This is a genomic window from Companilactobacillus nantensis DSM 16982 (assembly GCF_001435815.1).
Classification (GTDB): domain Bacteria; phylum Bacillota; class Bacilli; order Lactobacillales; family Lactobacillaceae; genus Companilactobacillus; species Companilactobacillus nantensis.
Genome location: NZ_AZFV01000021.1, coordinates 1 through 25228, shown reverse-complemented (window position 1 = coordinate 25228; position 25228 = coordinate 1). Strand labels below are relative to the sequence as shown.

Below are 25228 nucleotides of genomic sequence, written 5' to 3'. Positions count from 1 at the left end.
CTGTGGAACCGGTGCGAGCCAAGGTCTCGCATCTCGATTTTGAACTTCGAGAAGGGCACTCGAATTTCAAAATACGTCCGTGGAGTAAGTGCTAAAGCACTAACACCACCGTCACTGCTGTCTTAGGCGCTTGCACTCCTCTGCTAGGGTATTAGTTAATTTGATTTTTATATGTGACGAATATCCACATTTTGAAATAAATATTGCATAAGTTTCAAATGGTATTTCGTAATTAAGTACGTAGGCAATAAATAATGAATAGGTAGGTTAGCTTTTAAAACTTCATAAATTAATATTATGAGGTATTTAACCAATTAGTCGGAGGGGATGAGATTTTTTAACCTGCTGTGAGAGTGGAGTTAGAGCTTTAGCTCCTACTCCACCGGGCGTGTTTGGAGACTTACCGAACTTGTAAGGCTTCAAACCGAGATTCGAGACCTTGGCTCGAATCGGTCCGCATAGCAGGTTAAAAAAATCTCATCCCCGGAGATGGCACAGCAAACATATGTTCAATTTTAGTGTCATGTCTTTCGCCCTAGCACCAAAAATTTGCTACAATATAAACAGCTATTTTTTAAGTACAACTAAAACTTTTTACACAAAGATTTGAGGGATTTTAAAATTGGACGATACTATGTTAAAAGGTCTTAACCCCGAGCAACAAGATGCGGTTAAGGCTACTGAAGGACCACTTTTGATCATGGCTGGTGCCGGTTCTGGTAAAACTCGTGTTTTAACTCACCGTGTGGCTTACTTGATTGAAGAAAAGAATATTATGCCTTGGCATGTTTTGGCAATTACTTTTACTAACAAGGCTGCCAAAGAAATGAAGGAAAGAATCGGGAAATTGTTGGACGAATCTGCTAACGATGTCTGGGTTTCAACTTTCCACTCTCTTTGTGTAAGAATTTTAAGAAGAGATATTGATAAGATGGGCAAGCCTAAGACATTTACGATTGCCGATCCTAGTGAGCAACGGACATTGATGAAGCAAATTTTGACGAAGATGAACCTGGATCCTAAACGTTACGATCCACGGGCTATTTTGGGTACTATAAGCAATGCGAAGAATGAATTACAGACGCCTGCTGAATATGTCAAAGTTGCGGCTTCACCTTATGAACAAACCGTTGCCAACGTTTATGATGCCTATGCTAAAGAAATGGATCGGAATAATTCACTTGATTTTGATGATTTAATTATGCAAACCAGTGAATTGTTTGATCAAAATCCTGATGTATTGGAAAAGTATCAAGAAAAATTTCAATATATTCACGTTGATGAATATCAGGATACCAACGAGGCTCAATATAAACTTGTTAAACAATTAGGTGCTAAATACCGCAACGTCTGTGTTGTTGGTGATGCTGACCAGAGTATTTACGGTTGGCGTGGTGCTAATATTCAAAATATTATGAACTTTGAAAAAGATTATCCTGAAGCAACCACAATTAAATTGGAACAAAATTACCGTTCAACTAAAACAATTTTGAAGGCTGCCAATGAAGTTATTAACAACAATGGTAACCGGAAACCAAAAGATTTGTGGACTGATAATCAAGATGGCGATAAGATTAAATTTTACCGTGGTCAAAACGAATCTGATGAAGCCTTGTATGTAATTGATCAAATTAAGAATCTCTTGCTAGAAGGCTTTAACTACGGTGATTTTGCAGTGCTTTATAGAACTAATGCACAATCACGTACCTTTGAAGAGAAACTTATGCAAGCTAATATGCCATATAAGATTATTGGTGGACATAAGTTCTACGATCGTAAGGAAATTAAAGATATCTTGGCATACTTACGTTTGATTGCTAATCACGATGACTCAATGAGTTTTCAACGAGTTATCAACAGTCCTAAACGTGGTATTGGCCCAGGTACGATTGAAAAATTGCAAGCTTACGCTGATGAACACAATTGGTCATTGCTTGAAGCTGCTGAAAATATTGAACTTTCACCACTAGCAGCTCGACCTCGTAAGACTATTGGTGGCTTTGCTAAAGTGATTGACGATTTAACAAAGCTTGCTGAAGACCAATCAATGACTATCTTGATGGATCATTTGTTGGAAGATTCTGGTTATGTTGAAGATTTGAAACAACAAAATAATTTGGAATCACAAGCACGAGTTGAAAATATTGAAGAACTTTTGACTGTTACAACGCAATTTGACCAAGCTTATGAACCTGATCCAGATGTTGATGAAACACGCCTAACAACTTTCTTAACCGAATTATCATTGGTGAGTGATCAAGATGATATCGAAGAAGAACAAAAAGAAGTTACTTTGATGACATTGCACGCCGCTAAAGGTTTGGAATTTCCAGTGGTCTTCCTAGTTGGAATGGAAGAAGGAATTTTCCCACTCGGTCGTTCGTTGCTTAAAGAAGATGACCTTGAAGAAGAGCGTCGTTTGGCTTATGTTGGTATCACTCGTGCTGAAAAACGTTTGTATTTAACAAATGCTGTCAGCCGGATGCTTTATGGTCGTTTACAAAACAATCCAACTTCACGTTTTGTTGAAGAAATCAAAGACGATGCCATTGACCGTGTTAATAGCAATGCTGGTAACACTGGTCGTCCTGGTGAACGCAAATATCCATTCAGTCGTAGTCAAAATCGTCGAGCTGCAGCAACAACTGCAACTTTCCAATCACCAACTTTGAAATCTAAAGGTGCTTCTGGTGCTGAAAAGCTACACTGGACTGTCGGTGATAAGGTTGAACATAAGAAGTGGGGTCAAGGAACGGTCGTCAAAGTTAATGGTGATGGTCAAAATGCTGAACTAGATGTTGCCTTTAAGAGTGAAGGTGTCAAACGTCTGTTGGCTGAATATGCCCCAATTAAAAAAGTTACTGATTAATTAAGAGGTGAAATCATGGCAGCTTTAACAAAAGAACAAGCTAATGAGGAATTGGCAAAGATTCGTCCGCAACTGAATGAATGGCGTGATGCGTACTACACCAAGGATGCCCCCGTTGTTGAGGACAATGTTTATGACAAACTTTATAATCGCTTGTTGGAGATTGAACAACAATATCCGGATTTAGTTACATCTGATTCGCCATCGCAGCAAGTTGGTGATGTGACATTACCAGATTTCAATAAAGTAACTCATGATATCCCGATGCTCTCAATGGGGGATGTCTTTTCTGAAAGTGAATTAGCTGAATTTAATGATCGAATTGAAAAAAACGTTGGACATGAAGTAGATTATAATGTTGAATTAAAAATTGATGGTTTATCACTATCACTTATTTATGAAAATGGTATCTTAGTTCAAGGATCAACCCGTGGTAACGGAACTATCGGTGAAAACGTGACTGAGAATGTTAAGACTATCAAGGATATTCCTCAAAAGCTCAGCCGTCCGTTGTCATTTGAAGTTCGTGGCGAATGTTTTATGTCTAAGAAAGAATTCCTACGTTTGAATCAAGAACGTGAAAATGAAGGACAACAAGTTTTTGCCAATCCAAGAAACGCGGCTGCAGGTAGTTTGCGTCAACTTGATCCTAAGGTTACGGCTTCAAGAAAACTTGATACATTCATGTATACGATCGTGACGTTTGATGATTTGAATGTTACGACCCAACATGAGGCCTTAGCAACATTGAAGGAATTAGGCTTTAACGTTAATCCCACAGCTCAAATTACAACTGGCTTACAAGGTGTGAAAGATTTCATTGAACATTATGGCGAATTGCGCGATGATTTGGATTACGGAATTGATGGTGTTGTTTTGAAAGTTGATGATTTAGCAACACAACGGACGCTAGGCAATACTGTTAAAGTACCTCGTTGGGAAATTGCTTATAAGTTCCCACCCGAACAAGCCGAATCAGTTGTTCATGAAATTACTTGGACCATTGGTCGGACTGGTGTTTTGACACCAACTGCTGTGATGGATCCAGTTCAATTAGCTGGAACAACCGTTTCACGGGCAACTTTGCATAACGAAGATATGATTCGTCAAAAGGATATTCGAGTCGGTGATACAGTACTGTTGCACAAAGCCGGCGATATTATTCCGGAAGTATCACAAGTCGTCTTGAGCAAGCGTCCAAAGGATTCAGTGCCAGCTGAGATTCCAACCCACTGTCCATACTGTGATTCAGAATTGATTCACTTAGAAGATGAAGTGGCCTTACGTTGTATCAATCCTAAGTGTCCAGCACAAGTCAAAGAACAACTGACACACTTTGCTTCACGAAATGCGATGAACATTGATGGCTTGGGTCCTAAAATTATCGAACAATTATATACGAAAAAATTAGTCCAGGATGTGGCTGATATTTATAAATTAACGGCCGATGATTTGGAAACGTTAGATGGTTTTAAAGAAAAATCAATTAACAACTTATTAACAGCAATTGATAACTCCAAGAGTAATTCAGTCGAAAGATTGATCTTTGGCTTAGGAATTCGTCATGTTGGTGCTAAAGCTGGACGGATTTTAGCAGAGAACTTTGGCAGCCTCGATAAATTGATGTCCGCTTCCAGAGAAGAAATCCTTGAAGTAAATACAATGGGTGAGATAATTGCAGATAGTATTGCAACTTATTTCGCAAATGATGATGTTCAAAAGTTGATTAATGAACTAAAATCAGTAAATATTAATATGAATTTTATCGGTAGTTCAAATTCTAATGAAACAAATAGTCACTTTACTGATAAAATAATTGTTATAACCGGAACATTACAAAATTATAAACGTTCACAATTGGCCGAGACGCTGGAAAATCTCGGTGCTAAGGTTACGGGATCAGTTACGAAAAAGACTGATATCTTGATTGCTGGTGAAAAAGCCGGTAGCAAGTTAACTAAGGCACAACAATTGGGAACACAGATTATTGATGAAGCAACATTGTCTGATTATTTAGATGATGCCAAAGAGTAGGAGAACAGTTTTGAAAAAATTCTTAAAAACTACATCGTTATTGCTGATGTGCTCATTATTACTGGCTGCCTGTGGTAATTTACAAGATTCTAGTTTGTCATCAGGTGGTAGCGACTCATCTAAGAGCTCAGTTCAGACAACTTCGGCGTCTGATTCTAGCAATTACGATGTTTTATTAAGTGGTGGGAAATATAAGACTAGTCCGATTTCGGGATTAAATGCTGCTGACAATAGCAACCAGTTCAATAGCAGAAGTTTTGAAAGTGGATTGATGAATTTATCGAAGAAACAATTTTCAACAAATTCATACGTTTTCCAAGAAGGTCAAGTTTTGACAGCTGGAACAGTTACTGATTGGTTAGCACGTAAGTCAGCCAAGAATCCAAATGGTTTGAACCCAGAATCAAATGGTTCAACTGATCCAAATAAACGAGCACCAATGTATTTCCAACAAATGCTTGAAGAAGATTATCTTCAAAAACAAAATGGAAAATACAAACTGGCAGGGATGTCAATTGGGATTGCTATGAACAAGATTGACTATTACCAAAAGAAGCAATATGGAGCTACTTATAAGACAACTATTTCCGAGGCTGATCAAAAGGCTCAGGGTGAACGTGTCGCTAAAGAAGTCGTCCAGCGCTTGCGTAAAAACAGTAAAGTCGGTAATATTCCAATTGTTGTTGGTTTATATTCAGTTGCTCCAGCAGATACTTTAGTCGGGGGAACTTATTTCCAATATTCATTCAGTAAGAGTGATGGTTTAGGTAATTGGAGTGATTTAGGATACAAGAATCAAATGTTACCAACTGTTAACGGCGATACGGCTATTAATAGTAGTGATTCTGATGCATTCTCTAACTTCAAGACCCATATTCAAAATTATTTCCCTAACCTTTCTGGAGTTACTGCTCAAGCACATTATGACGGTACAAACTTGAAAGCTATGGATATTACGATCAATACCCAATTTGATGGCTTGGCACAAGTAACTAGTTTTACTCAGTTCGTTCAAACAAGTGCCCAAAAGTACTTGCCATCTGGAGCAAACCTAGATATTAATATTCAAACTGTTGATTCACAACAAGCCGTTGTCACACGTACAAACGGTAAGTTCTACTCACATGTTTATAATGCAGATTAAAAGGAGAAACAAATGATTTCAAAAGATGAAATTCTACATGTCGCCGCTTTGGCTAACTTGAAAATCGATGCCAATGAAGTTGACAGTTTTGTTAGTCAATTAGATAAAATCGTTGGTATGGAAAGTAAATTAGCATCAGTCGATACAACTGGTGTTGAGCCAACTTACAATATGGGTGACACTAATTCTGTCTTCCGTGAAGATAAAGGTATCCATACGCAAACTAGAGAACAAATGCTTGAAAATGTTCCCGAAGTTGAAGATAACCTTATCAAAGTTCCAACAATTGTTGACAAGGAGGACGACGAATAGTGGATATCAAGAAAGAAACAATTGCTTCTTTGCACGAGAAGTTAGTTAACAAAGACATTACTGCTGAACAATTAGCAGCCCAAACTTTGGATAATATTAAGGCCAATGAAAAACAACTCAATACTTTCATTACTGTTAATGACAAGGCAATTGAGGATGCTAAAAAAGTTGATGCAGAGGGTATCAACGGACCACTTGCTGGTATTCCAATCGGTATCAAAGATAATATCGTTACAAACGGTATCAAGACTACTGCTGCAAGTAAGATTCTTTACAATTTCATGCCTGTTTACAGTGCAACTGTTATGGAAAAATTAGCCGCTGCTGGTGCCATTGACGCCGGTAAAACTAATTTGGATGAATTTGCCATGGGTTCATCAACTGAAACTTCATTCTATGGAACTTCAGTTAACCCTTGGGACTTCAGCCGTGTTCCTGGTGGTTCATCTGGTGGTTCTGCTGCTGCTGTTGCCGCTGGTGAAGTTGTTGCTGCTTTAGGTACAGATACTGGTGGTTCAATCAGACAACCTGCTGCCTTTAATGGTATTTTCGGTATTAAACCTACTTATGGTCGTGTTTCTCGTTGGGGTGTTATTGCCTTTGCTTCAAGTCTTGACCAAGTCGGTGTAATGTCAAAACGTGTTGAAGATTCTGCAACTGTTCTTTCAGTTATTGCTGGTCACGATGCACACGATTCAACTAGTTCTGAAAAAGAAGTTCCTGATTACCGTGCAAACTTGAGTAAAGATATGCATGGTGTTAAGATTGCTGTTCCAAAGGAATTCTGGCACGAAGGTACACATCCTGATGTTTTGGATAACGTCAATAAAGCACTTGATGCTTACAAGAAGATGGGTGCTACCGTTGAAGAAGTAAGTCTTCCAACATTGAAGCATGCCGTTGAAGTTTACTATGTCTTGGCATCTAGTGAAGCCTCATCTAACCTTCAAAGATATGATGGTGTTAGATATGGTTACCGTGCTAAAGATGTAAAGAACATCAAAGACTTGTTTGTTAACTCACGTTCAGAAGGTTTCGGTGACGAAGTTAAACGTCGTATCATGCTTGGTACTTTTGCTCTATCAGCTGGTGCATATGATGCTTACTTCAAGAAAGCTGCTGAAGTTAGAACTATCTTTATTAATGAAATGAACGATGTCTTAAAAGATTATGATTTAATTATGGGACCATCAACTACAACACCAGCCTTCAAGATTGGTGAAAAAGTTGACGATCCATTGGCAATGTACATGAACGATATTTTGACAATTCCTGCTAACTTGGCTGGTCTACCAGCTGCTTCTGTTCCTGCAGGTTTGGCTGACGGACTACCAGTTGGTCTACAAATTATCGGTAAACCATTTGCTGAACAATCTGTCTTCAATGCTGCTTATGCATTGCAAGAAGAAAATAAATTCTATGAACAAATACCAACTGCACTTAAGGGGGAAGACTAATGAATTTTGAAACAACTATCGGACTAGAAGTCCACGTTGAATTAAAGACTAAGTCCAAGATGTATAGTCCTTCACCAGTTGCTTATGGTGCTGAATCTAATATCAATACCAACGTTATTGACTTTGGTTTTCCAGGAACATTGCCAACTGTAAATAAAAATGCTTATCGTCTTGGTGTGATGGTCGGATTAGCTTTAAATGCTGATATTGAAAACCACACTCACTTTGACCGTAAGAACTACTTTTACCCAGATAATCCAAAGGCTTTCCAAATTACCCAACAAGATAAACCATTGGGTCACGATGGTTATATTGAAATTGAAGTTGATGGCGAAAAGAAACGTATCGGTATCGAAGAACTTCACGTCGAAGAAGATGCTGGTAAGAATACCCACGGTAACAACGGTTATTCATATGTCGATTTAAACCGTCAAGGTACAGCTTTGATTGAAATTGTTTCAAAACCTGACATGAAGTCTCCTGAAGAAGCATATCAATATCTTGAAAACCTTCGTAAAATCATCCAATTTACTGGTGCATCCGATGTTAAGATGGAAGAAGGTTCAATGCGTGTTGATACCAACATTTCTATCCGTCCTGTTGGTTCAGATACTTATGGTACAAAGGTCGAATTGAAGAACTTGAACTCATTCAATCACGTTCGTTTGGGTCTTGCTTACGAAGAAAAACGTCAAGCTGCTATCCTTAAACAAGGTGGTTCAATTGGTCAAGAAACAAGACGTTTTGATGAAAAATCTGGTGAAACATTCTTAATGCGTGTTAAGTCTGGTGCTGATGATTATCGTTACTTCCCAGAACCAGATCTACCTGATTATGAAATTTCTCCAGAATGGATTGCTGAAATTAAAGCTAGTTTGCCAGAAACAGCTTCTGTTAGACGTAGCCGTTACATCAATGAATTAGGAATTCCTGAATATGATGCCGGTGTCTTGACTGATACTAAGGAAATGTCTGACTTCTTTGACGAAGCAGTTAGCTACGATGCTAATCCAAAACTAGTTTCTAACTGGTTGATGGGTGAAGTTAACGCCTACTTGAACGAAAAGAAAATTGGTTTACTTGATACTAAGTTGACACCTGAACATCTTGCTAAGATGATCAACTTGATTTCAAACGGAACAATTTCTTCTAAGATTGCTAAGAAGGTCTTCCAAGAAACTATCAGCAATGGTACAGAACCTGAAGAATGGGTTAAGTCAAAGGGACTTGTCCAAGAATCAGATCCAGCTGTCTTGAAACCAATGATTTTAGAAATCCTAGATAATAACCAACAATCAATCGATGACTTTAAGAATGGTAAAGATCGTGCCGTTGGTTTCTTGGTTGGTCAAATCATGAAACAAACTCACGGTCAAGCTAATCCTAAGGTTGTTAATAAGATTTTGATGGCAGAGTTAAATAGTCGTTAGTGAGGGAAAGATATGCGTGCTAGACTTATTTATAATCCAACTTCAGGCCACGAGACCATGAACAGTAATGTTGGAGACATTTTGAATATTATTGAAAAAGCTGGTTATGAGGCTAGTGCCTATCGAACGACACCGAAGAAAAATTCAGCTAAAGATGAAGCCAGACGGGTTGCTAAGGAAGGCTTTGACTTAATAGTTGCTGCTGGTGGTGACGGGACGATCAATGAGGTCGTTAACGGAATCGCTGATTTGGATCATCGTCCAGAGATGGCAATTATTCCGGCCGGAACTACCAACGACTACGCCCGAGCTTTGAAGATTCCACGTGATGATGTGGTTGAATCAGCTAAGGTTATTTTGAAGGGTCAAAAGTTGCCTGTTGATATTGGTCAAGCTGGTAAGAAATACTTTATCAATATCGCTGGTGGTGGCTCAATGACTGAATTGACTTATGAAGTGCCTTCAGCCTACAAGTCAATTTTGGGATATTTAGCTTACTTGGTGAAAGGTGCTGAGATGTTGCCTCGTATCAGTCCAATTGATATGCACATTGAGTACGACCAAGGTGTTTTTGATGGAAAAGCAACGATGTTCTTAATTGGATTGACAAATTCAATTGGTGGTATGGAACAAATTGCGCCTAATTCTGTCATCGGTGACGGAACTTTCTCATTGATCATTGTTAAGGAAACTAACTTGCGTGACTTAGTACATTTGATTGCCTTAGTTTTAAATGGCGGTCGTCATGTTTACAATCCAAAAGTTATTTATACTAAGACTAAGAAGATCAGTGTGAAGGCAAATGATGAGAATCGTGTTATGGTTAACTTGGATGGTGAATATGGTGGGGATGCTCCGATGGAATTTACTAACTTGCATAACCATTTGAATATTTACGCCAATGTTGATTCGATTCCATTGAAGGCAATTGATTCATCGACTTTAAGTGAAAAAGATGCCGGTGAAAAGATTATCGAAGAAGAAAAGAACCTCGATAAAGATAAAGAAGAAACAGATAAAAAATAAACAAGAATTGGGAAGTGTATCAATTTTGGACACTTCTTTTTTCTATGTATAGGTGAAAAATGGAAAAACCAAATTTGAAAAAGAACCAAGAATTAGAATTAGACATTCAAGATCTCTCGTATGAGGGTAAGGGTGTTGCCAAAGTTGACGACTTTACGTTGTTCGTTGACAATGCTTTACCTGGCGAAAAGGTTAAGGCTGTAATTACACGCGTTAATAAAAACTTCGGTTTCGCCAGAACACTTGATGTTTTAGTTGAATCACCTGATCGTGTCCATGATATTGATGCTGTTTATGCTCAAACAGGTATCGCTCCATTGAGCCATTTGAAGTATGACAAGCAACTTGAATTCAAGCACAACCAAGTTGTAACTGACTTCAGTAAGATTGGTTTGAAGGATGTTAAAGTTAACCCAACACTTGGGATGGAATCACCATTCAATTACCGTAACAAGGCTCAAGTACCTGTTCGCCAAGTTAACGGCAAGTTGACAACTGGTTTCTACCGTCGTCGTTCACACGATTTAGTACCAATGGAAAACTTCTTGATTCAAGATCCTAAGATTGACGCTGAGATTATCCGTGTCCGTGATATCTTACGTAAATACAATGTTCGTGGCTTTGATGAACAAAACCAAAAGGGCCAAATTAAAACTATCATGGTTCGTCGTGCTTACTTTACTGGCGAAATGATGATTGTCTTAGTTTCCAGAACACCAGATATTTCCCACTACAAAGACATTACAAACGAAATTTTGGCTAACCCAGAAGTTAAGTCATTGTTCTTAAATATCAATTCCAAGAACACTAACGTTATCTTTGGTCAAAAGATGACTTTACTTGGCGGTAAGAAGTATATTGATGACAAGATTTTAGGTCACACATACCGTATTTCACCAAGATCTTTCTACCAAGTTAACCCTGTTCAAACACAAAACCTTTACAAATTAGCAATCGACAAAGCTGAATTAACTGGTAAAGAAAATGTCGTCGATGCTTATTCAGGTATTGGTACAATTGGTCTTTCATTAGCAGACAAGGCTAAACACGTTACTGGTATTGAAGTTATCGAAGATGCCGTTAAAGATGCCGATCAAAATGCTAAGTTGAACAATATTACTAACACTGACTTCGTTGTTGGTAAGACTGAAGATGTCTTGGATGAATGGGCTAAAAATGAAGTTTCAGTTGATGTTTTGATGGTTGATCCTCCACGTAAAGGATTGGCTAACTCATTGATCGAATCATTGAAGAATATTAAGCCAAAGACAATTGTTTATATCAGTTGTAACCCAGCTACATTGGCACGTGATTTGGAATTGTTGAGCGATACATATGAAATTGGTGATGTTACACCAGTTGATATGTTCCCACTAACAAACCATATCGAATGTGTTACTAAATTAACTTTGAAGTAATTAAAAATGCCGTCTCCAGAATCGAGAAAACTTAACTGGCTGTGCGGACCGATCTGAGCCAAGGTCTCAGGTCTCGGTTTGAAGCCTTGCTGAAAAGCGCAATTCTCCAAACACGCCCGGCGGTGTAAGAGCTAAAGCTCTAACGCCACTTTCACTGCCAGTTAAGTTTCTCGATTCTTCCGACTAGTTCGTTATTTGAATTTAGTATTTGAAAATTAGTGAAATGTTAAGGTATTACAAAGTTACTTCGGTAATATGTAGAATTCAAAATGATAGTAAAAGATTAACTAGTACAATGAATTATTTAATATTATGTGACGAGAAAAGCACTCTAGTTACCCGAATAACGAGGGTTAACTGAGTGCTTTTCTAATACTGCTAAAGGTTGAAAAATTCAAAACTTAGTTTAAGTCTTGGTACTCTAGTCATCATTAACGCGAAAATAGCCAAACTAAATAGTAATACTTGAATTTATTTACTCTTAATCCAAAACAAAGAATAAACTTGCTTCTGGAGGCGGCCTATTACTATCTTCATAGCATATTTAACTTTCAACCTTCAGCAATAGTGTCTAAATTAGAAAAAGGGTGATTGTGGTGAAATTTATTTTTGGTATTGGTGCGATTTTAATTGGTATTTGGCAAATTTATATTTCAAAACAGTACTTTAACAATTTGCGTAAGCAATCGAGTCCACTTATTTTGGCCTTAATAGCTTTGATTGCAAGTTTAGCTTTTGCGGCTTTTTTACTAGTTTATGGAGTACGAACACTACTTTTTTAACGTTAATCGGTAAAATTGATACGTTCATAGCTGTTTACGTTTAATTTATCCTCAATGAAATATAATATTGCCATAAGTAAGAATTGAGGGATATCATGAATCACGAAAAAGTTTTCTTGGGTGATAACCTGAGAAGTTGTCGAAAAAGATGTAATTTGTCGGAACGAGAAGTTTCTAAATTGTTGCATGTCGATATTACGACGATTTCAAAATATGAGCACAATACAAGAACTCCCGATATTTACATGATGATGCGATTTGCGGACGTTTATGAAGTGAGTTTGGATAAATTAGTAGGACGCAATTAAGAAGTATTGAAATATTTATTGTACATAGAGGCTAATGAATTAGTTGCTTTTTGTATGATATAGCTAACAAGTGAAAATATAATTTAAAAAAGGACTAGATAAATTTGTAAATGAAATTTATCTAGTCTTTTTTTCGTAATTGAGTCTATGGCTAAGAAAGAATCAATCAGTGTTTTTAATTTGAAGATTTATTTTTCTTAGAAAGTATTTTAATAAGTTCTTTATTCTTTCGGAATGAAACTTCACATGTTGAACCATCTGTGAATGAGAGTGTTCGTGAATGGCTATCGTAGGTTGTAGTGTTTTCTAAATTAACCAGATAACTTCTGTTACAGCGGAAGAGGTCAGGGTAGTCGTTTTCGAAAGTATTGAGTGAACCGCTAAATTCGGCTAGTTGATTTTTGGTGATAATGAAGATGCGACCGGGAACGTCTTTTTGGGTATAAAGCATAATAACGTCATCCATCATTATCGAAAAATAACGGCTGCCGATTTTGTAGTCTAGTAAATTTTTTGAGGAATGACTGTATTTTTGCAGATTCATTTGTGCTACTTCGATGTCTTCGGTGATTCGTTGTTTTATTTCGTCTAATCCTTTATCTTTCAAAATATAATCCATGGGTGCAATCTTGCGCTCAAGTGTTGTTAAAGATAATTCATCGTGGGTAGTGATAAAAACGATTTGTGCTAAAGGTGTGTCTTTTCGAACTTTTTCAGCAATATTTAGACCGGCTAATTTATCGCTATTTATTTCCATATCTAAAAAATACAAACCTTGTTCCTGTGGAATATAATCTTGATAAAAACTCTCGGTTGAATCAGAGATTGATTTTAATTCCAAATTGGCATCATTGATCAAAATACCGTTTTTAATAAACTCAGCGTATTTTTGACGTTGAATGGCATTATCTTCAAGTAAATATACGGGAAACACTTTATTCACCTCCTACGATAATTAATGTCATTAACAGATGACCGTGAATGATTTTTGTCTCTAAGTATAGATTATCAGTTTCGGTAATCAAGCGTCGAGCATTTGCTAAGCCGAAACCAGTGTGTTTGTCCTTGGTCGTATAGCCTGTTTTAAAAAGATCTTTGAAATTTAATGACTCATTGATTGGGTTGTCGACGGTTATTTCGGTAATATTGTCATCCTGAGTGATAGCGCATGTAACACGTTTTTCATCAATCGTTTGTACATATTCAAAAGCATTGTCCAAAAGAATACCTAAGATGCGAACGATAATTAAAATATTTTCGTCAAAATGGTATTTTTCTTGAGTCAATTCAATTTGAAAGTCGATTTGCTGACTTTTAGCAATGAAAAATTTTTGGATTATTAAACCGCGAATGGCATCGCTATCAACAGCCTGAATTTGGGCAATATTTCCGTTGCCAACAGTCGACATCTCAGTTTGTTCTTGGACAATATCTTGATAATACTGTTTCAATTCCGTCGAATCGCTTGTATCAACAAATGATTTCATTGATAACATAATATTTTGAAAGTCATGTTTGAACTTACGTAGATCAGTATATTGTTGTTGCACACTAGTTAAATAGTCATTGAGTTGCTTGTTATAGATCACCTTAGCCTGGGCTTGTCTTTGGATAGCGATTGTTCGGACAAAGAAAATCAATTGGCGATACGTAAAAATTAGAATGATCGTAAAAATAAGCAAAATACTGGCCTGTAACGTAGCTGTAACGGACTGCATATCACTGATGAGTAGAATGACCATAAACGCGATAAAGACGCCAAATGACATCGTGAAGACACGTTTTCCTAAGTGATACTGTTCAATTTGAATCCATAATTTGACTGTTGCTGCGCGATAAAAGTTAGCAAATAGAAGAAATAAAACTAGGTAGAGTGTATTGATAAGTAAGGAAACGAGGATAAAGTTTTGTTGAAATTCCTCCAAGATTTGTAATTTCCATTCGTTGAGAGCAATGAAGAAAATAATTCGGGCAGTATAAGTACCTAGACTAAATAAAATTGTCTCCACATTGGCAGCCATGATTAAGGAAATCGACTGTTCCATATTTAGGTGTCGCTTGTTCAAAAGCCAGTTGGCTAGCAAAATGAAACCGACGAATAATAAAATAAAAATATCGTCAACAAATAATCCGATATAACCAAATATTAGAGAAATGGCTATATCGGATATTAAATGTCCTATATTAAATGAATTTAAAAAGTAGCGATGCATCTGTAAGATTGCAAACAATACGAAGAAGTTCGCTACTAAGCTAAGTTGCCAATCTATATATACCATAAGCTAATTGTATTTAAAAAATTGACGTAACACAAGCTAATTATCATTGACCTTTAGGGACTTTCTTATTGGGTGCATTTTGTATTGGGCCATTTATACCATTTCCGACGATGTACTGATGGAAAATATCAATGAATTGATTATTGTCTATCATGTCAGAATGCTGGGCTTTGGTACCAGTCAAGGTAATTAAGGTGTAGTGCTTAATGTGCCCTTCATAAACGTATTTACCAGCATCGACACTGCCAATCGGAACGATACCATCATCTGTGTACAATTGCGTTCCGGCAATCGAATAATATGTTAGTGCTTCAGGAATTTTGTCACGGTCCCTAACGAGGTCGTTTAACATTTGTGTTCGATTCGAAGTACTCTTTTCTTCAAAATTATATGGTGTCCCAACAGTCAACATTTGATTCATCGTAATCGTTGAATCATCGAAATAGTGTTCCAAGAAATATGTCCAAATTAATCCGCCATTGGAATGACCAAAGGCGTTGAAGTTGTTGAAACGATATCGATCTTTCAGTTTATTAAAAGCAATGTTGAACCAAGCAGCCTGTTTCTTAATATTAGCGTAGCCATCCTTGTTATTTTCAAAGCCAACGACGATGAAGGGACGTGTGTCATTGGGACGGATACTTCCTGTGTAGGTGATTTTATCGTTTGGATGGACAGTCATTTTTAACAAACTATGATGTTCACCGTATTGACGATTGACTGTTTTAACTAAATCATCGAATCGATTGGCCGTTGCACTACTACCAGGAATCATAATGACAGGTGACATTGGCGAATTATAACGTCCAGCTAAGGTGGTAACATTACTCTTTGTCCAAAGGTATGAAGGGATACCTAATAAAATCAGAATTGTAAATAATGCGACTAAGTACTTAAAATTTTTATTCTTCCGTAAATTTCGTAATTTTAAACGCATTAGGATTCACCTTCTTCGATGCCCAAATTGTCCAATAATTTCACCTTAGCAGCCATTTTGACGAAAGGTAAGTAAATGTACACTGAGAGAATTATAGCCAAGACAGAGAAGACTAGAGCCTGCCAGCTACCATTGGTGGCAATGAATGCAGTTAGTGGCCCGGGAGTCCCAATGGGAACTGGATAGACACTTGGTGGCATTAAATGCAGAGCAATAGCTAAGGCTGCCATCAACATGTTTGCCAAAGGAGCTAAGATAAATGGAATTAGGAAGATGACGTTGAACAAAATGGGAATACCCGTCATAACGCCGCTACTTATATTGAATAAACTCGGAATCATTGCCCAGCGAGCTACAGTTTGAAAGTCTTTATCTTTTGAAATAATCAAGATTGCAATGATGAGTCCGAGAATTGCGCCGGTACCACCATAAGTCGCAAAGGCGTGGTAGAGAGTCGCACTAGTAAAAGGATTAGGAGCATTCCAAGCAGTATGTTTTTGTAAGGCATAATTTAAATTAATGGTCGATAAAGCATCCATTTTTTCTACACCGAGTGCAGAATAAGTTCCTGACCATCCGAAAAATGACATGATGAGTGTATAAATAGAAAAAATTAATGTTTTACCAAGTTGTGCCCAATCGTTGCTAGGTGTGGTTTCAGTTGATAAGGCATTGATGAAGTTGCCTGGAGCTTCAGAATAGTAAGTCACATTAATTAAAGTACTGAAAATAATTGCAAGAATGAATGTAATGATAATCGGACGTAATGAAATAAAAGTTCTTTCCAAGATGCTATTTGAGAGCTGATTCTTTTCTAAATTGGGTGCGGAACGACTGAAAATTTTGAAGACCCAACCAATTACCATGCCTGAGATAATGGCAAACAATAGTCCCCGCATTCCTAAAATTTGAGCATGAAAGGAAATTGGTTGTGTTTTGGAGTATGTGTAATCCATGATAAGCAAAGTACTAATACCGGTAATACCAGCCAATTGATCATCACGATGATAATACTTGGCAGTATATTTGGCCGCTCCAAAAATAGCAATAACGGAAACCCACCCCAGTGATAAGTTGTATAAACCGTTAGTTACATTGTCGATCAAACGAAAAATAGCGTCATTACCAAATGGAGGCAAAATATCGGTGAGGAAACCTTCTTTGCCAATGACGACGGTTTGAATTATTTTAACGAAACTACCGAATAACGCGAATGGAAAAATTAGGAGTAAAGTTTTTTGAATTACTCGATAGATCAATAACTTTTGAATTTTTAAGGTCCCTCGAACCAGATTTTCCTCAAGTTTACTGTTGAATTGTACTTTCATGAAAGCACCTGCTTTGTTTCAAATATAGATTCCACAAAAATTATAACCTCCAATAAAAAAAGCTGCCATCAAAGCGTCCTTTTTATTAATAATATACGTATGGTGCTAGTTAAAAATGCCGTCTCCAGTAACTATTCTCGATTCTTCCGACTAAAGTCTTTACATGAATCTAAATTTCTTGCTTCTGGAGGCGGTTCAGCACTCAATTGAATAATAAATAAACACGACCAGCAGTCCAAAATAGGAATACTAGTCGTGTTTATTTATTATTATTTTTCTAAATGTTATTTTTGTTTCTTTTCTTATTCAGATAATGGATGTAGTAGACAGGTAGGCCAAGTAAAGTTATACCGATACCCATAAATGCTAATCCAGGTTGACGGAACAAGGTTGAGATGATGATGTAACTTCCACCTAGAAGAGCCACGAGTGGTGGGATTGGGTAGAAACTTATTTTATATGGTCTTTCAAGCTCTGGTTCATTGCGACGTAGAATAAAGACTCCAATGAACATCATTATTGAGAAAATCCACATGACGAAAACTAGCATGTCAGTTAAATAATCGAAACTTCCCATGAAAATCATTACGATAGCAATGATTGTTTGAATGAAACCGGCATTTGCTGGTACACGGGTATTTTTAGTAAGTTTGGCGAAGAATTTTGAAAAGACGATTTCATCATCGACACCTAAAACGTAACTCACACGAGGGCCTGTCATTGTGTAGCCGTTAACTGAACCAAAGACTGAAACTAAAATACCGATTGTGACGATTTTGCCGCCAATATCACCAAAAATCTTAATTGCTGCTTCTGAGGCGGCATTTTGATTTCCAGGAATTAAATGAAATGGTAATTCTTTGATGAAAACAAAGCTGATTAATACATAAATTGCTGTAATAAAGAAAAGACCAACAATAATTGATTTAGCAAGATCTTTTTCAGGCTTTTTCATTTCACCTGCTAAGTTACCAACATTCATCCAACCATCGAAGGCAAACATTGTGGCCAACAAGCCACCACCCATAGAAGACCAGAAATCGGAGTGACTTCCAGATGTAATTGGGAAAAGTGATACAGGGTGAGCAGATGGTGTAAAAATACCAACCACAATAATTACAATGATTGGAATCAATTTAGCAATCAAAGCAATTGATTGAATTCTACCACCGACTTTGGCACCTAAGAGATTAACCAAATATAGGAAAATAGCTAGTGAAATGGCAATCGGAATTTGCCAAGTTTGGGGCAAGTTACAAAGGTTCAAAACTTGTGTGGCAAAGATGATTGATAATGCCGAAATACCAGCTGGATAGTAGATAACCGATTGGGCCCAAGCTAATAAAAAGGCAGGAACTTTTCCATAAATATATTCGATGTATTTGTAAATACCACCAGCAACAGGCAGTGCCGAAGCAAGTTCAGCAACTGTTAAACCGGCATTGATTGTGATAAAACCAGCTAAGATCCATACAAAAATAGTTAAACTAGCTGATCCAGTAGCGGCTGTAACGCTGGAGATTTTGAAGAAAACTCCTCCTCCGATTACAAGACCCATTACTGTTGATAGCGCTGGAAAGAAACCGAGGTCTCGTTTCAGGCTAAATTTGTCTGATTCATTGTTCATTAAACAAAAATACTCCCCTCAATGGTTTAAAGTAAAATTATATACCATAATATTAAATTTCGAGAATTTTTTTGTTGGTAATTACGCTTACATATCAGTAAAATTAAAACAGAGGTGATTTTATGATTAGTTTAGGAATAATAGGAACAAACTGGATCACAGAACAATTTGTTAGGGCAACCGATATAACCAAAACTTTTGCATTAACGCATGTCTACTCACGTACTGAGGCAAAGGCTGAAAGCTTCATTGAAGATTTAGAGAAGGAAAATATTAAAATCAGTACCGATTTAGATGCTTTCTTCAAAGAGGACTTCGATACAGTCTATATTGCTTCACCAAATGCACTACATTTCTCGCAAGCTCAAAAGGCTCTAGAGAATGGTAAGAATGTAATTGTTGAAAAGCCAAGCACTTCAACGATTCAAGAATTTACGATTTTAGAGAAATTAGCACATGAAAAAGGGCTTTATTTATTTGAGGCCGCCCGTCATATTCACGAACCAATTTTTAAGAAGATTGAGGAAGTTGTTGAGAAACACCGTGATGATTTAAGTGGAGCAACATTCTCGTATATGAAATATTCAAGCCGTTATGACGCTTATCAAGCAGGCAAGAATCCAAATGTCTTCACAACTAAATTCTCTGGTGGAGCTTTGTATGACTTAGGTGTCTATACTGTTTACGATGCCGTGGTACTCTTTGGACAACCTGAAAAAGTTGATTATGACGCTGAATTTCTTGATTCAGGAGTTGATGGCAGTGGCGCTTTGACTTTGAAATATTCAAACTTTGACGTCAATATAATTATTGGTAAGACCAAGAATTCTTACATGTCATCCGAAGTATATTTTGGACGTGATACGTTACTACTCGACAATGGTGGGGATATTAACCATCTTGACTGGGCTGATGATAATAAAAATATTACAGATATTCCAACAACTAAGAGTGAAAATCCAATGGACTCAGAAGCTCGTGAATTTGCCAGAATAATGACAGAGAACGATCATGCAAGTTATGATAAACTATTACAATACGCTAGAACGGTAAATAGAATTCTAGAGCAGGCAAGAACAAGCGCAGGCATTGTTTTTGATGCAGATGAGGAAAAATAAATTGGAAATACCAAAATTATATCAAGACTACTTTAAAGAAAAACAATTTGAAACATTAACAAAGATTCAAGACGCAGTCTATATGCCTTTCAAGGAGGGTAAAGACTTAGTCGCTATGGCACCAACAGGTTCCGGAAAAACATTAGGCTTCGTTATGCCAATGTTGGAAACGTTAGTTCCCAAAGATGGATTGCAAGTATTGATCCTAGAACCCTCACAAGAGCTCGCAATGCAAGTTCGTGATGTCATTCAACCATTAGCTAAATTAGTTGATTGCAAAGTTCAAGCTTTAACTGGTGGTGCTAATCCCACACGTCAATTGAAGAAGTTGAAAGAAAAACCTGAAATCATTGTTGCAACATTGGGCCGTTTGAATGAATTAACTGAATCACGCAAAGTTAAGTTAGGTAATATAAATACCGTAATCGTTGATGAAGCCGATGAAATGTTGAACGAAACCAAGTTGGAAAGTGTTCGTAAGACAATTTCACAAATGCCAGCTGATGTGCAAATGACATTCTTCTCTGCGACTGGAAATGATATTTTTCAAGATATGCACAAATGGTTCGGTCAAGACTTCTTAGTTATTGATCAACGACACGATACAAGTTATACAGCTGGAATCAAGCACTACTTTGTGGATGCCAACAATGAATTTATCAAAAATGCAATTTTGCGTGAACTAGCGCATAACAAAAAATTCTTGGGTATTGTGTTCTTTAATAATTCACGATCATTACATAAGGCCATCAGTGATATGAATCACAACAAGACTAACTTTGTGTCACTTGACAGTAAGATGTCATCACAACAACGTAAAACGGCGTTACAACTCTTTTCAACTAAGAAAGTTAACATGATGTTAACAACTGATGTTGCTGCCCGTGGGATGGATATTGATGATGTTAATATGATTGTTAATTATATGATTCCAAGAGATGACAGTGAATATGTTCACCGTGCTGGTCGGACTGGTCGTATGGGTAAGAGCGGTAATGTAATTACTTTCGGTAACAGTCATGATATGCGAAATTTGCAAGATGTTGTCGATGTAGAGATTACTAAAGCCTATGTTGATCACGAAGGTAAATTATCAAAGAAACCTGTTTTTGATAAGAATAAGCGTCGTAACGATAGTAAAACGCAAGCTAAGACTGCAAAGCCAAAGAAACGTTTACGTGATCAGAAGAACAAAGGGAAACGTAGTTTCCACAAGAAACAAGATTAAATTAAGTTATAAAATACACACTTTTTGCGGTAAAATAAAAAGTGTGTTTATGGTCCCTTGGCCCAGTTGGATAGAGCAACTGCCTCCTAAGCAGTAGGTCCCCGGTTCGATTCCGGGAGGGTTCTTGACAGCGTTCGGCATACGTTATGCACAAATAATTCACAAAAGAGATAAATACCATTAATACGGTATTTACCTCTTTTTTATCGTTATAGGCTTTTGGCAAAGATGAAATGAAATTCGCACACATTTGCGTACACGCACACGTAATTGCACACAGATTAACCAAATATTGTAACGGTCTTTTTTGCTTCAGTATCTTGTTTATCTTTCAATAAATGAACATAAACCTTAGACGTTATAGAAGTATCTGCATGTCCCAATCGAGCTGCCACATATTCCAAACTCACATCATTAGCAATTAGAATAGAGGCATGGGTGTGTCTGAGTGAATGAAATGTCAGTTCGTGGCCGTCTTTTATTTTTAGTTCTTGCTGAATTTTCTTTAAAGCTTTATTAGCTCCATTATCAGTCGGAATCATATGAGCATAGTTATTAAAAACTAAACCGATATCATTTCTATAGCCTTGTTTAAGAAATAATTCAGCTTGTTCATACTTTAGACGTTTAAGCATATTTATAGTTATTGGATCAATATCAATAATTCTATTTGAAGAGACAGTCTTAGTTTTTTTAAATCCAGTTCGCTTATGATAATCATACGTTTTGTTGATATTGATTTTATTAGTCTCAAAATCTATGTCTTTCCAAGTGAGACCGGTGACTTCACCGTATCTCATTCCAGTGGCAATGGCCAAAGCAATTTCATATTTAGTGATATACCTCATACTGGCCGTTTCCAGACATTCTTTTCTGATCTCGTTAGCTTCATCAACCTCAAAATATTTAATTTTCTTATCAGTAACTTTTTTGGATTGAATTTGAATATTCCTGGTGAAATCAAAATAGATTATTTGTTGTTCAAGCGCATCCTTGATTGAAGTCCTGATATAGGAGTTCAAGAGGGACACACTGTCTTTAACATGTGTTTCAGCATACTTATCAAGCATTTTCTGATAATCGGATTTTTTTATCTTCTTTAGAGGCGTATTTTTGAAATATCCACGAATGAATTTTTCTGCAGCAAGATATTTACCTTCAGTATTTTTATACCAACGGCCGATTTTGTATGTTTCAATCCAATTTTTGAAGTAATCGGCTAGGGAGATAGTTTCATTTTGTCTGAATATGCCAACTTGATTTTTTTTAACTTCAACAACACGAGCTTCGTTGATAGCATCACTTTTCTTTTTGAAACCTTGTCTGTTTATCGTGTGCCTTTCACCAGTGCTGTCGGAGTATGAAATTCTAAATGCCCAGGAATTATTTCGTTTGTAAATTTGAGCCATACTTTACTCACCTCCTTTCAATGTAAGATTTAGGGCCACATTTCAAAATATTTAGATGTATTTTTTAATAATTGCTTTACATTGTTTATATAAGTGTAAGATTTAGGGGCACGTATGTTCTTGGAGAACTAAAAATAAAAAGCCAATTAGGCTTGATGTTTTTAGAAATGATTATTATTGTTATTTTAATAGAAGGTGATAGTGATGAAAAAAATTGAATTATCCGAAAACGAATTAATCTATCTATGTGAAATTTTAAATAGTGAAATTTTAGATTACGCAGAAGATTTACATCACGACGTTAATGGTAAACCATATTATTATATGCCAGATGGAACCCTTTCATATGATAATTGTGAGCTAGGTAATTTACCGATAGCAAAAGGCATTTTAAAAAAGCTTTAGTATCTTAAATAAATACCCTCATAGAAGTCAGCAATGCCTTGAAACATCATATCGCAGATACTCTTACTTGAATATCCAGAACTATAATGATCTATGGAATTTCTTAGTATGAATGTTGAATTGATATGATTTTCGGTTCTATAATTAAAATCTTTGTCATATTGTTCAAAACGATTAATGTAGTCCATTTTAGTTGGATCTTTTGATAGTCCTTTGAGAGGATGTTTTTTTATGTATTCCTTTACTGTATGCTCTGCCTTATATTTATTATCTAATCGTTTCAGAGATAAGTAGAGGAGATGTTCTATCACACTGCCAATACCTGTCGCACATACAAACCAAAATCCATGTTCATATGCCTTTAAGCAATCATTAAGTTCAAGTGTGAACTGTTCGCTATTTATATCATTTAGAATTTCATTGAAATGAAATCTGTCAGTATAGTATTTGTTATTAACTAAGTCTAGGGAATCATCAAGCAAATTTTTACTAAGGTTCTTAGAAGCTTTCAAATATTCATTCTTTGCAAATTCTTTTCCCCAGTAATAAGGAGCCATTTCAGCAAGTATGTTCGATCCATCTTCTGTATATGAACTATGTAGGCTATAACTACTACCCGTATGTGTAAACAATGAAGAAAAAATAGGCTTAGCATCTTTGATTATATTTCTTTTTATGTATGCGAATCTTTCAAGATTATTGTTGGATGTTTCAAATTGAATATTGTGAGTACGGTCAGTAATATCTGAATAAATAAAGTCATCTTTGTCTGATATTTCAGCATACATAAACATTGCCATATTATCATTGCCATTATCCCAAAACACTTTTAACATAGTTAATTTCAAATGTTTGTTTTTCCATGAGAATATGGATAAATCGTCCATACCAATATAATCTATTTCCTTGTTATAGGTTTCCTTTGCATTTTCGATTAGATCCGCATCTGTTAGGTCCTTAAATATTTCCATATTAGTCACCATATCATCTAGTCATACCTCAGGGTATGGCTTTTTATATACCCAAAATTTGTTTCTTTTATTATTAAAAAAAGCCGTTTCCGGCTAATTATTTCAATTTAAATTGATTGTAATATCATATGTTTTATTAGAAGCATCATCATCTAAATCATCTGTTTGATAATCTGCGTCCCATTTTAATCTGATATTTTTTAAATCTTTAGGATTATTCAAAGTTGTCAAGGTAAATAGAACATTACCTGATTTCTTGGCACCCTTAGCAATTTCACCATCAAAATTATCACTAGAATAAGAATTTGCATCAACCTGTTGCCCGTCACTAGTTACCAGAGTACCTTGTGTAGGATAAAAGTCTATATCCCTTGAAGCCTCAACATTGAAGTGAACGATAACAATTCCCTTGTATATATTGTTTTTTTCTTCTTCATCTTTAAAGGGTTTAATTGTTGCAACTTTAACTCTGTCAATATTTACATTTGTTCCAGCCCATGAATTGTCAGTGTAATTAGGGTCATAATTAATTTCTTTAATTATGGTTGCTTCATCGTTATCTAAGTCTATAGTTTTGGATTTACTTTTTGCGGAATTTGAATCATCAGCATCTTTGGTAGTATTTGATGTATTTGTTTGCTTTACGTTAGAGCTAGAATCATCATTACTTGAACCACCACTGCCAAACATACCGAAAATAATAACTACTAAAATAACAACAATTAACCAAAACCACCAAATTTTGTAAAATGGTTTATCTTTATTCATATTAGTTCACCGCCTTAACATTTTTTGATGGGTGATGTAGAAAGATGAATACTATTCCGATAATCAAAATAACAATAGCAGGAAATGCCATTGCAGCAGATATTAAGAATAATGCATTACCAATCAGTCCTAAAACGGGTCCTACAATTGAAATATTATGTTGTTTGCTTTGAATAAGGGCAATAAGATTCAAAATAATTCCAATAGCAGCCATTACATAAAAGAATGTACCAGTGCCACTTGTTAGGTTAGTGCCACCAAAAGCGTCACTTGCAGCTGTACTAAAAATAATAGGCCATGAAACGGCGAATAGAACACAGTTGATAATATCTAGAATTCCTGTCCAGATATTAATTCGAAAATTTCAATAACAAGTTA

At 36.3% G+C, this 25228-nt stretch carries 20 protein-coding genes and 1 tRNA gene; 13 read left to right on the top strand and 8 right to left on the bottom strand.

The genetic code is table 11. The annotated features are described in order from the left end of the window. The first annotated feature begins 634 nt into the window (after positions 1–634). The 9 genes from pcrA to FD31_RS09540 all read left to right on the top strand — a co-directional run bounded on the left by pcrA (position 635) and on the right by FD31_RS09540 (position 12780). Positions 635–2869, top strand: a complete 2235-nt coding sequence (pcrA, locus tag FD31_RS09585) for a DNA helicase PcrA (RefSeq protein WP_057892588.1) — start codon at positions 635–637, stop codon at positions 2867–2869. 15 nt (positions 2870–2884) lie between these two features. Then, the gene (gene ligA / locus FD31_RS09580) at positions 2885–4903 is read left to right on the top strand and encodes an NAD-dependent DNA ligase LigA (protein WP_057892561.1); all 2019 of its coding nucleotides are present in this window, start codon (positions 2885–2887) and stop codon (positions 4901–4903) included. A gap of 10 nt (positions 4904–4913) precedes the next feature. Next, complete coding sequence (locus FD31_RS09575) at positions 4914–6047, top strand: CamS family sex pheromone protein (protein WP_057892560.1); 1134 nt, start codon at positions 4914–4916, stop codon at positions 6045–6047. A 12-nt stretch (positions 6048–6059) separates the two neighbouring features. Beyond that, positions 6060–6359 (top strand): Asp-tRNA(Asn)/Glu-tRNA(Gln) amidotransferase subunit GatC, encoded by a 300-nt coding sequence (gatC, locus tag FD31_RS09570; RefSeq protein ID WP_057892559.1) that lies wholly within the window; start codon positions 6060–6062, stop codon positions 6357–6359. Next, the gene (gene gatA / locus FD31_RS09565; RefSeq protein ID WP_057892558.1) at positions 6359–7816 is read left to right on the top strand and encodes an Asp-tRNA(Asn)/Glu-tRNA(Gln) amidotransferase subunit GatA; all 1458 of its coding nucleotides are present in this window, start codon (positions 6359–6361) and stop codon (positions 7814–7816) included. The genes gatC and gatA overlap by 1 nt, the downstream gene beginning before the upstream one ends. Beyond that, on the top strand, positions 7816–9246 hold the full coding sequence (gatB, locus tag FD31_RS09560) for an Asp-tRNA(Asn)/Glu-tRNA(Gln) amidotransferase subunit GatB (protein WP_057892557.1): 1431 nt from the start codon (positions 7816–7818) through the stop codon (positions 9244–9246). Before gatA ends, gatB begins: the two co-directional genes overlap by 1 nt. A 12-nt stretch (positions 9247–9258) precedes the next feature. After that, entirely contained in the window at positions 9259–10272 is a 1014-nt protein-coding gene (locus tag FD31_RS09555) for a diacylglycerol kinase (RefSeq protein ID WP_057892556.1), read from the top strand. 59 nt (positions 10273–10331) lie between these two features. After that, entirely contained in the window at positions 10332–11690 is a 1359-nt protein-coding gene (gene rlmD / locus FD31_RS09550) for a 23S rRNA (uracil(1939)-C(5))-methyltransferase RlmD (RefSeq protein WP_057892555.1), read from the top strand. An 877-nt stretch (positions 11691–12567) separates the two neighbouring features. Beyond that, the gene (locus FD31_RS09540) at positions 12568–12780 is read left to right on the top strand and encodes a helix-turn-helix domain-containing protein (protein ID WP_057892553.1); all 213 of its coding nucleotides are present in this window, start codon (positions 12568–12570) and stop codon (positions 12778–12780) included. A 175-nt stretch (positions 12781–12955) separates the two neighbouring features. Here the strand turns inward: FD31_RS09540 and FD31_RS09535 are convergent, their stop codons facing one another. The 5 genes from FD31_RS09535 to FD31_RS09515 all read right to left on the bottom strand — a co-directional run bounded on the left by FD31_RS09535 (position 12956) and on the right by FD31_RS09515 (position 18951). Beyond that, the gene (locus FD31_RS09535; protein WP_057892552.1) at positions 12956–13714 is read right to left on the bottom strand and encodes a response regulator transcription factor; all 759 of its coding nucleotides are present in this window, start codon (positions 13712–13714) and stop codon (positions 12956–12958) included. A gap of 1 nt (position 13715) precedes the next feature. Then, positions 13716–14825 carry a sensor histidine kinase gene (locus FD31_RS09530; RefSeq protein ID WP_057892551.1) on the bottom strand — a complete coding sequence of 370 codons (1110 nt, stop codon included), beginning with the start codon at positions 14823–14825 and terminating at the stop codon, positions 13716–13718. Positions 14826–15102: 277 nt separating this feature from the next. Next, positions 15103–15996, bottom strand: coding sequence for an alpha/beta hydrolase (locus FD31_RS09525; protein WP_057892550.1), 894 nt, complete (start codon positions 15994–15996; stop codon positions 15103–15105). Further along, entirely contained in the window at positions 15996–17324 is a 1329-nt protein-coding gene (locus tag FD31_RS09520) for a PTS transporter subunit EIIC (RefSeq protein ID WP_057892549.1), read from the bottom strand. Before FD31_RS09520 ends, FD31_RS09525 begins: the two co-directional genes overlap by 1 nt. A gap of 277 nt (positions 17325–17601) precedes the next feature. Then, the gene (locus tag FD31_RS09515) at positions 17602–18951 is read right to left on the bottom strand and encodes an APC family permease (RefSeq protein WP_057892548.1); all 1350 of its coding nucleotides are present in this window, start codon (positions 18949–18951) and stop codon (positions 17602–17604) included. 122 nt (positions 18952–19073) lie between these two features. Here FD31_RS09515 and FD31_RS09510 point away from each other — a divergent pair, with 122 nt between their 5' ends. The 3 genes from FD31_RS09510 (at position 19074) to FD31_RS09500 (ending at position 21422) form a co-directional block, all read left to right on the top strand. Continuing rightward, the gene (locus tag FD31_RS09510) at positions 19074–20069 is read left to right on the top strand and encodes a Gfo/Idh/MocA family protein (protein ID WP_057892547.1); all 996 of its coding nucleotides are present in this window, start codon (positions 19074–19076) and stop codon (positions 20067–20069) included. A 1-nt stretch (position 20070) separates the two neighbouring features. Continuing rightward, positions 20071–21297 carry a DEAD/DEAH box helicase gene (locus FD31_RS09505; RefSeq protein WP_057892546.1) on the top strand — a complete coding sequence of 409 codons (1227 nt, stop codon included), beginning with the start codon at positions 20071–20073 and terminating at the stop codon, positions 21295–21297. A gap of 51 nt (positions 21298–21348) precedes the next feature. Continuing rightward, positions 21349–21422 (top strand) — tRNA-Arg (locus FD31_RS09500). A 156-nt stretch (positions 21423–21578) separates the two neighbouring features. Here FD31_RS09500 and FD31_RS09495 read toward each other — a convergent pair. Beyond that, positions 21579–22706, bottom strand: a complete 1128-nt coding sequence (locus tag FD31_RS09495; RefSeq protein ID WP_057892545.1) for a site-specific integrase — start codon at positions 22704–22706, stop codon at positions 21579–21581. A 204-nt stretch (positions 22707–22910) separates the two neighbouring features. On the opposite strand from FD31_RS09495, the gene FD31_RS09490 reads away from it, so the two are divergent. After that, positions 22911–23111, top strand: a complete 201-nt coding sequence (locus FD31_RS09490; protein ID WP_057892544.1) for a hypothetical protein — start codon at positions 22911–22913, stop codon at positions 23109–23111. Here FD31_RS09490 and FD31_RS09485 read toward each other — a convergent pair. Then, complete coding sequence (locus FD31_RS09485) at positions 23108–24082, bottom strand: hypothetical protein (protein ID WP_147007350.1); 975 nt, start codon at positions 24080–24082, stop codon at positions 23108–23110. The genes FD31_RS09490 and FD31_RS09485 overlap by 4 nt on opposite strands. A 102-nt stretch (positions 24083–24184) precedes the next feature. Then, entirely contained in the window at positions 24185–24850 is a 666-nt protein-coding gene (locus tag FD31_RS09480; protein WP_057892542.1) for a hypothetical protein, read from the bottom strand. Positions 24851–25228 lie beyond the last annotated feature (378 nt).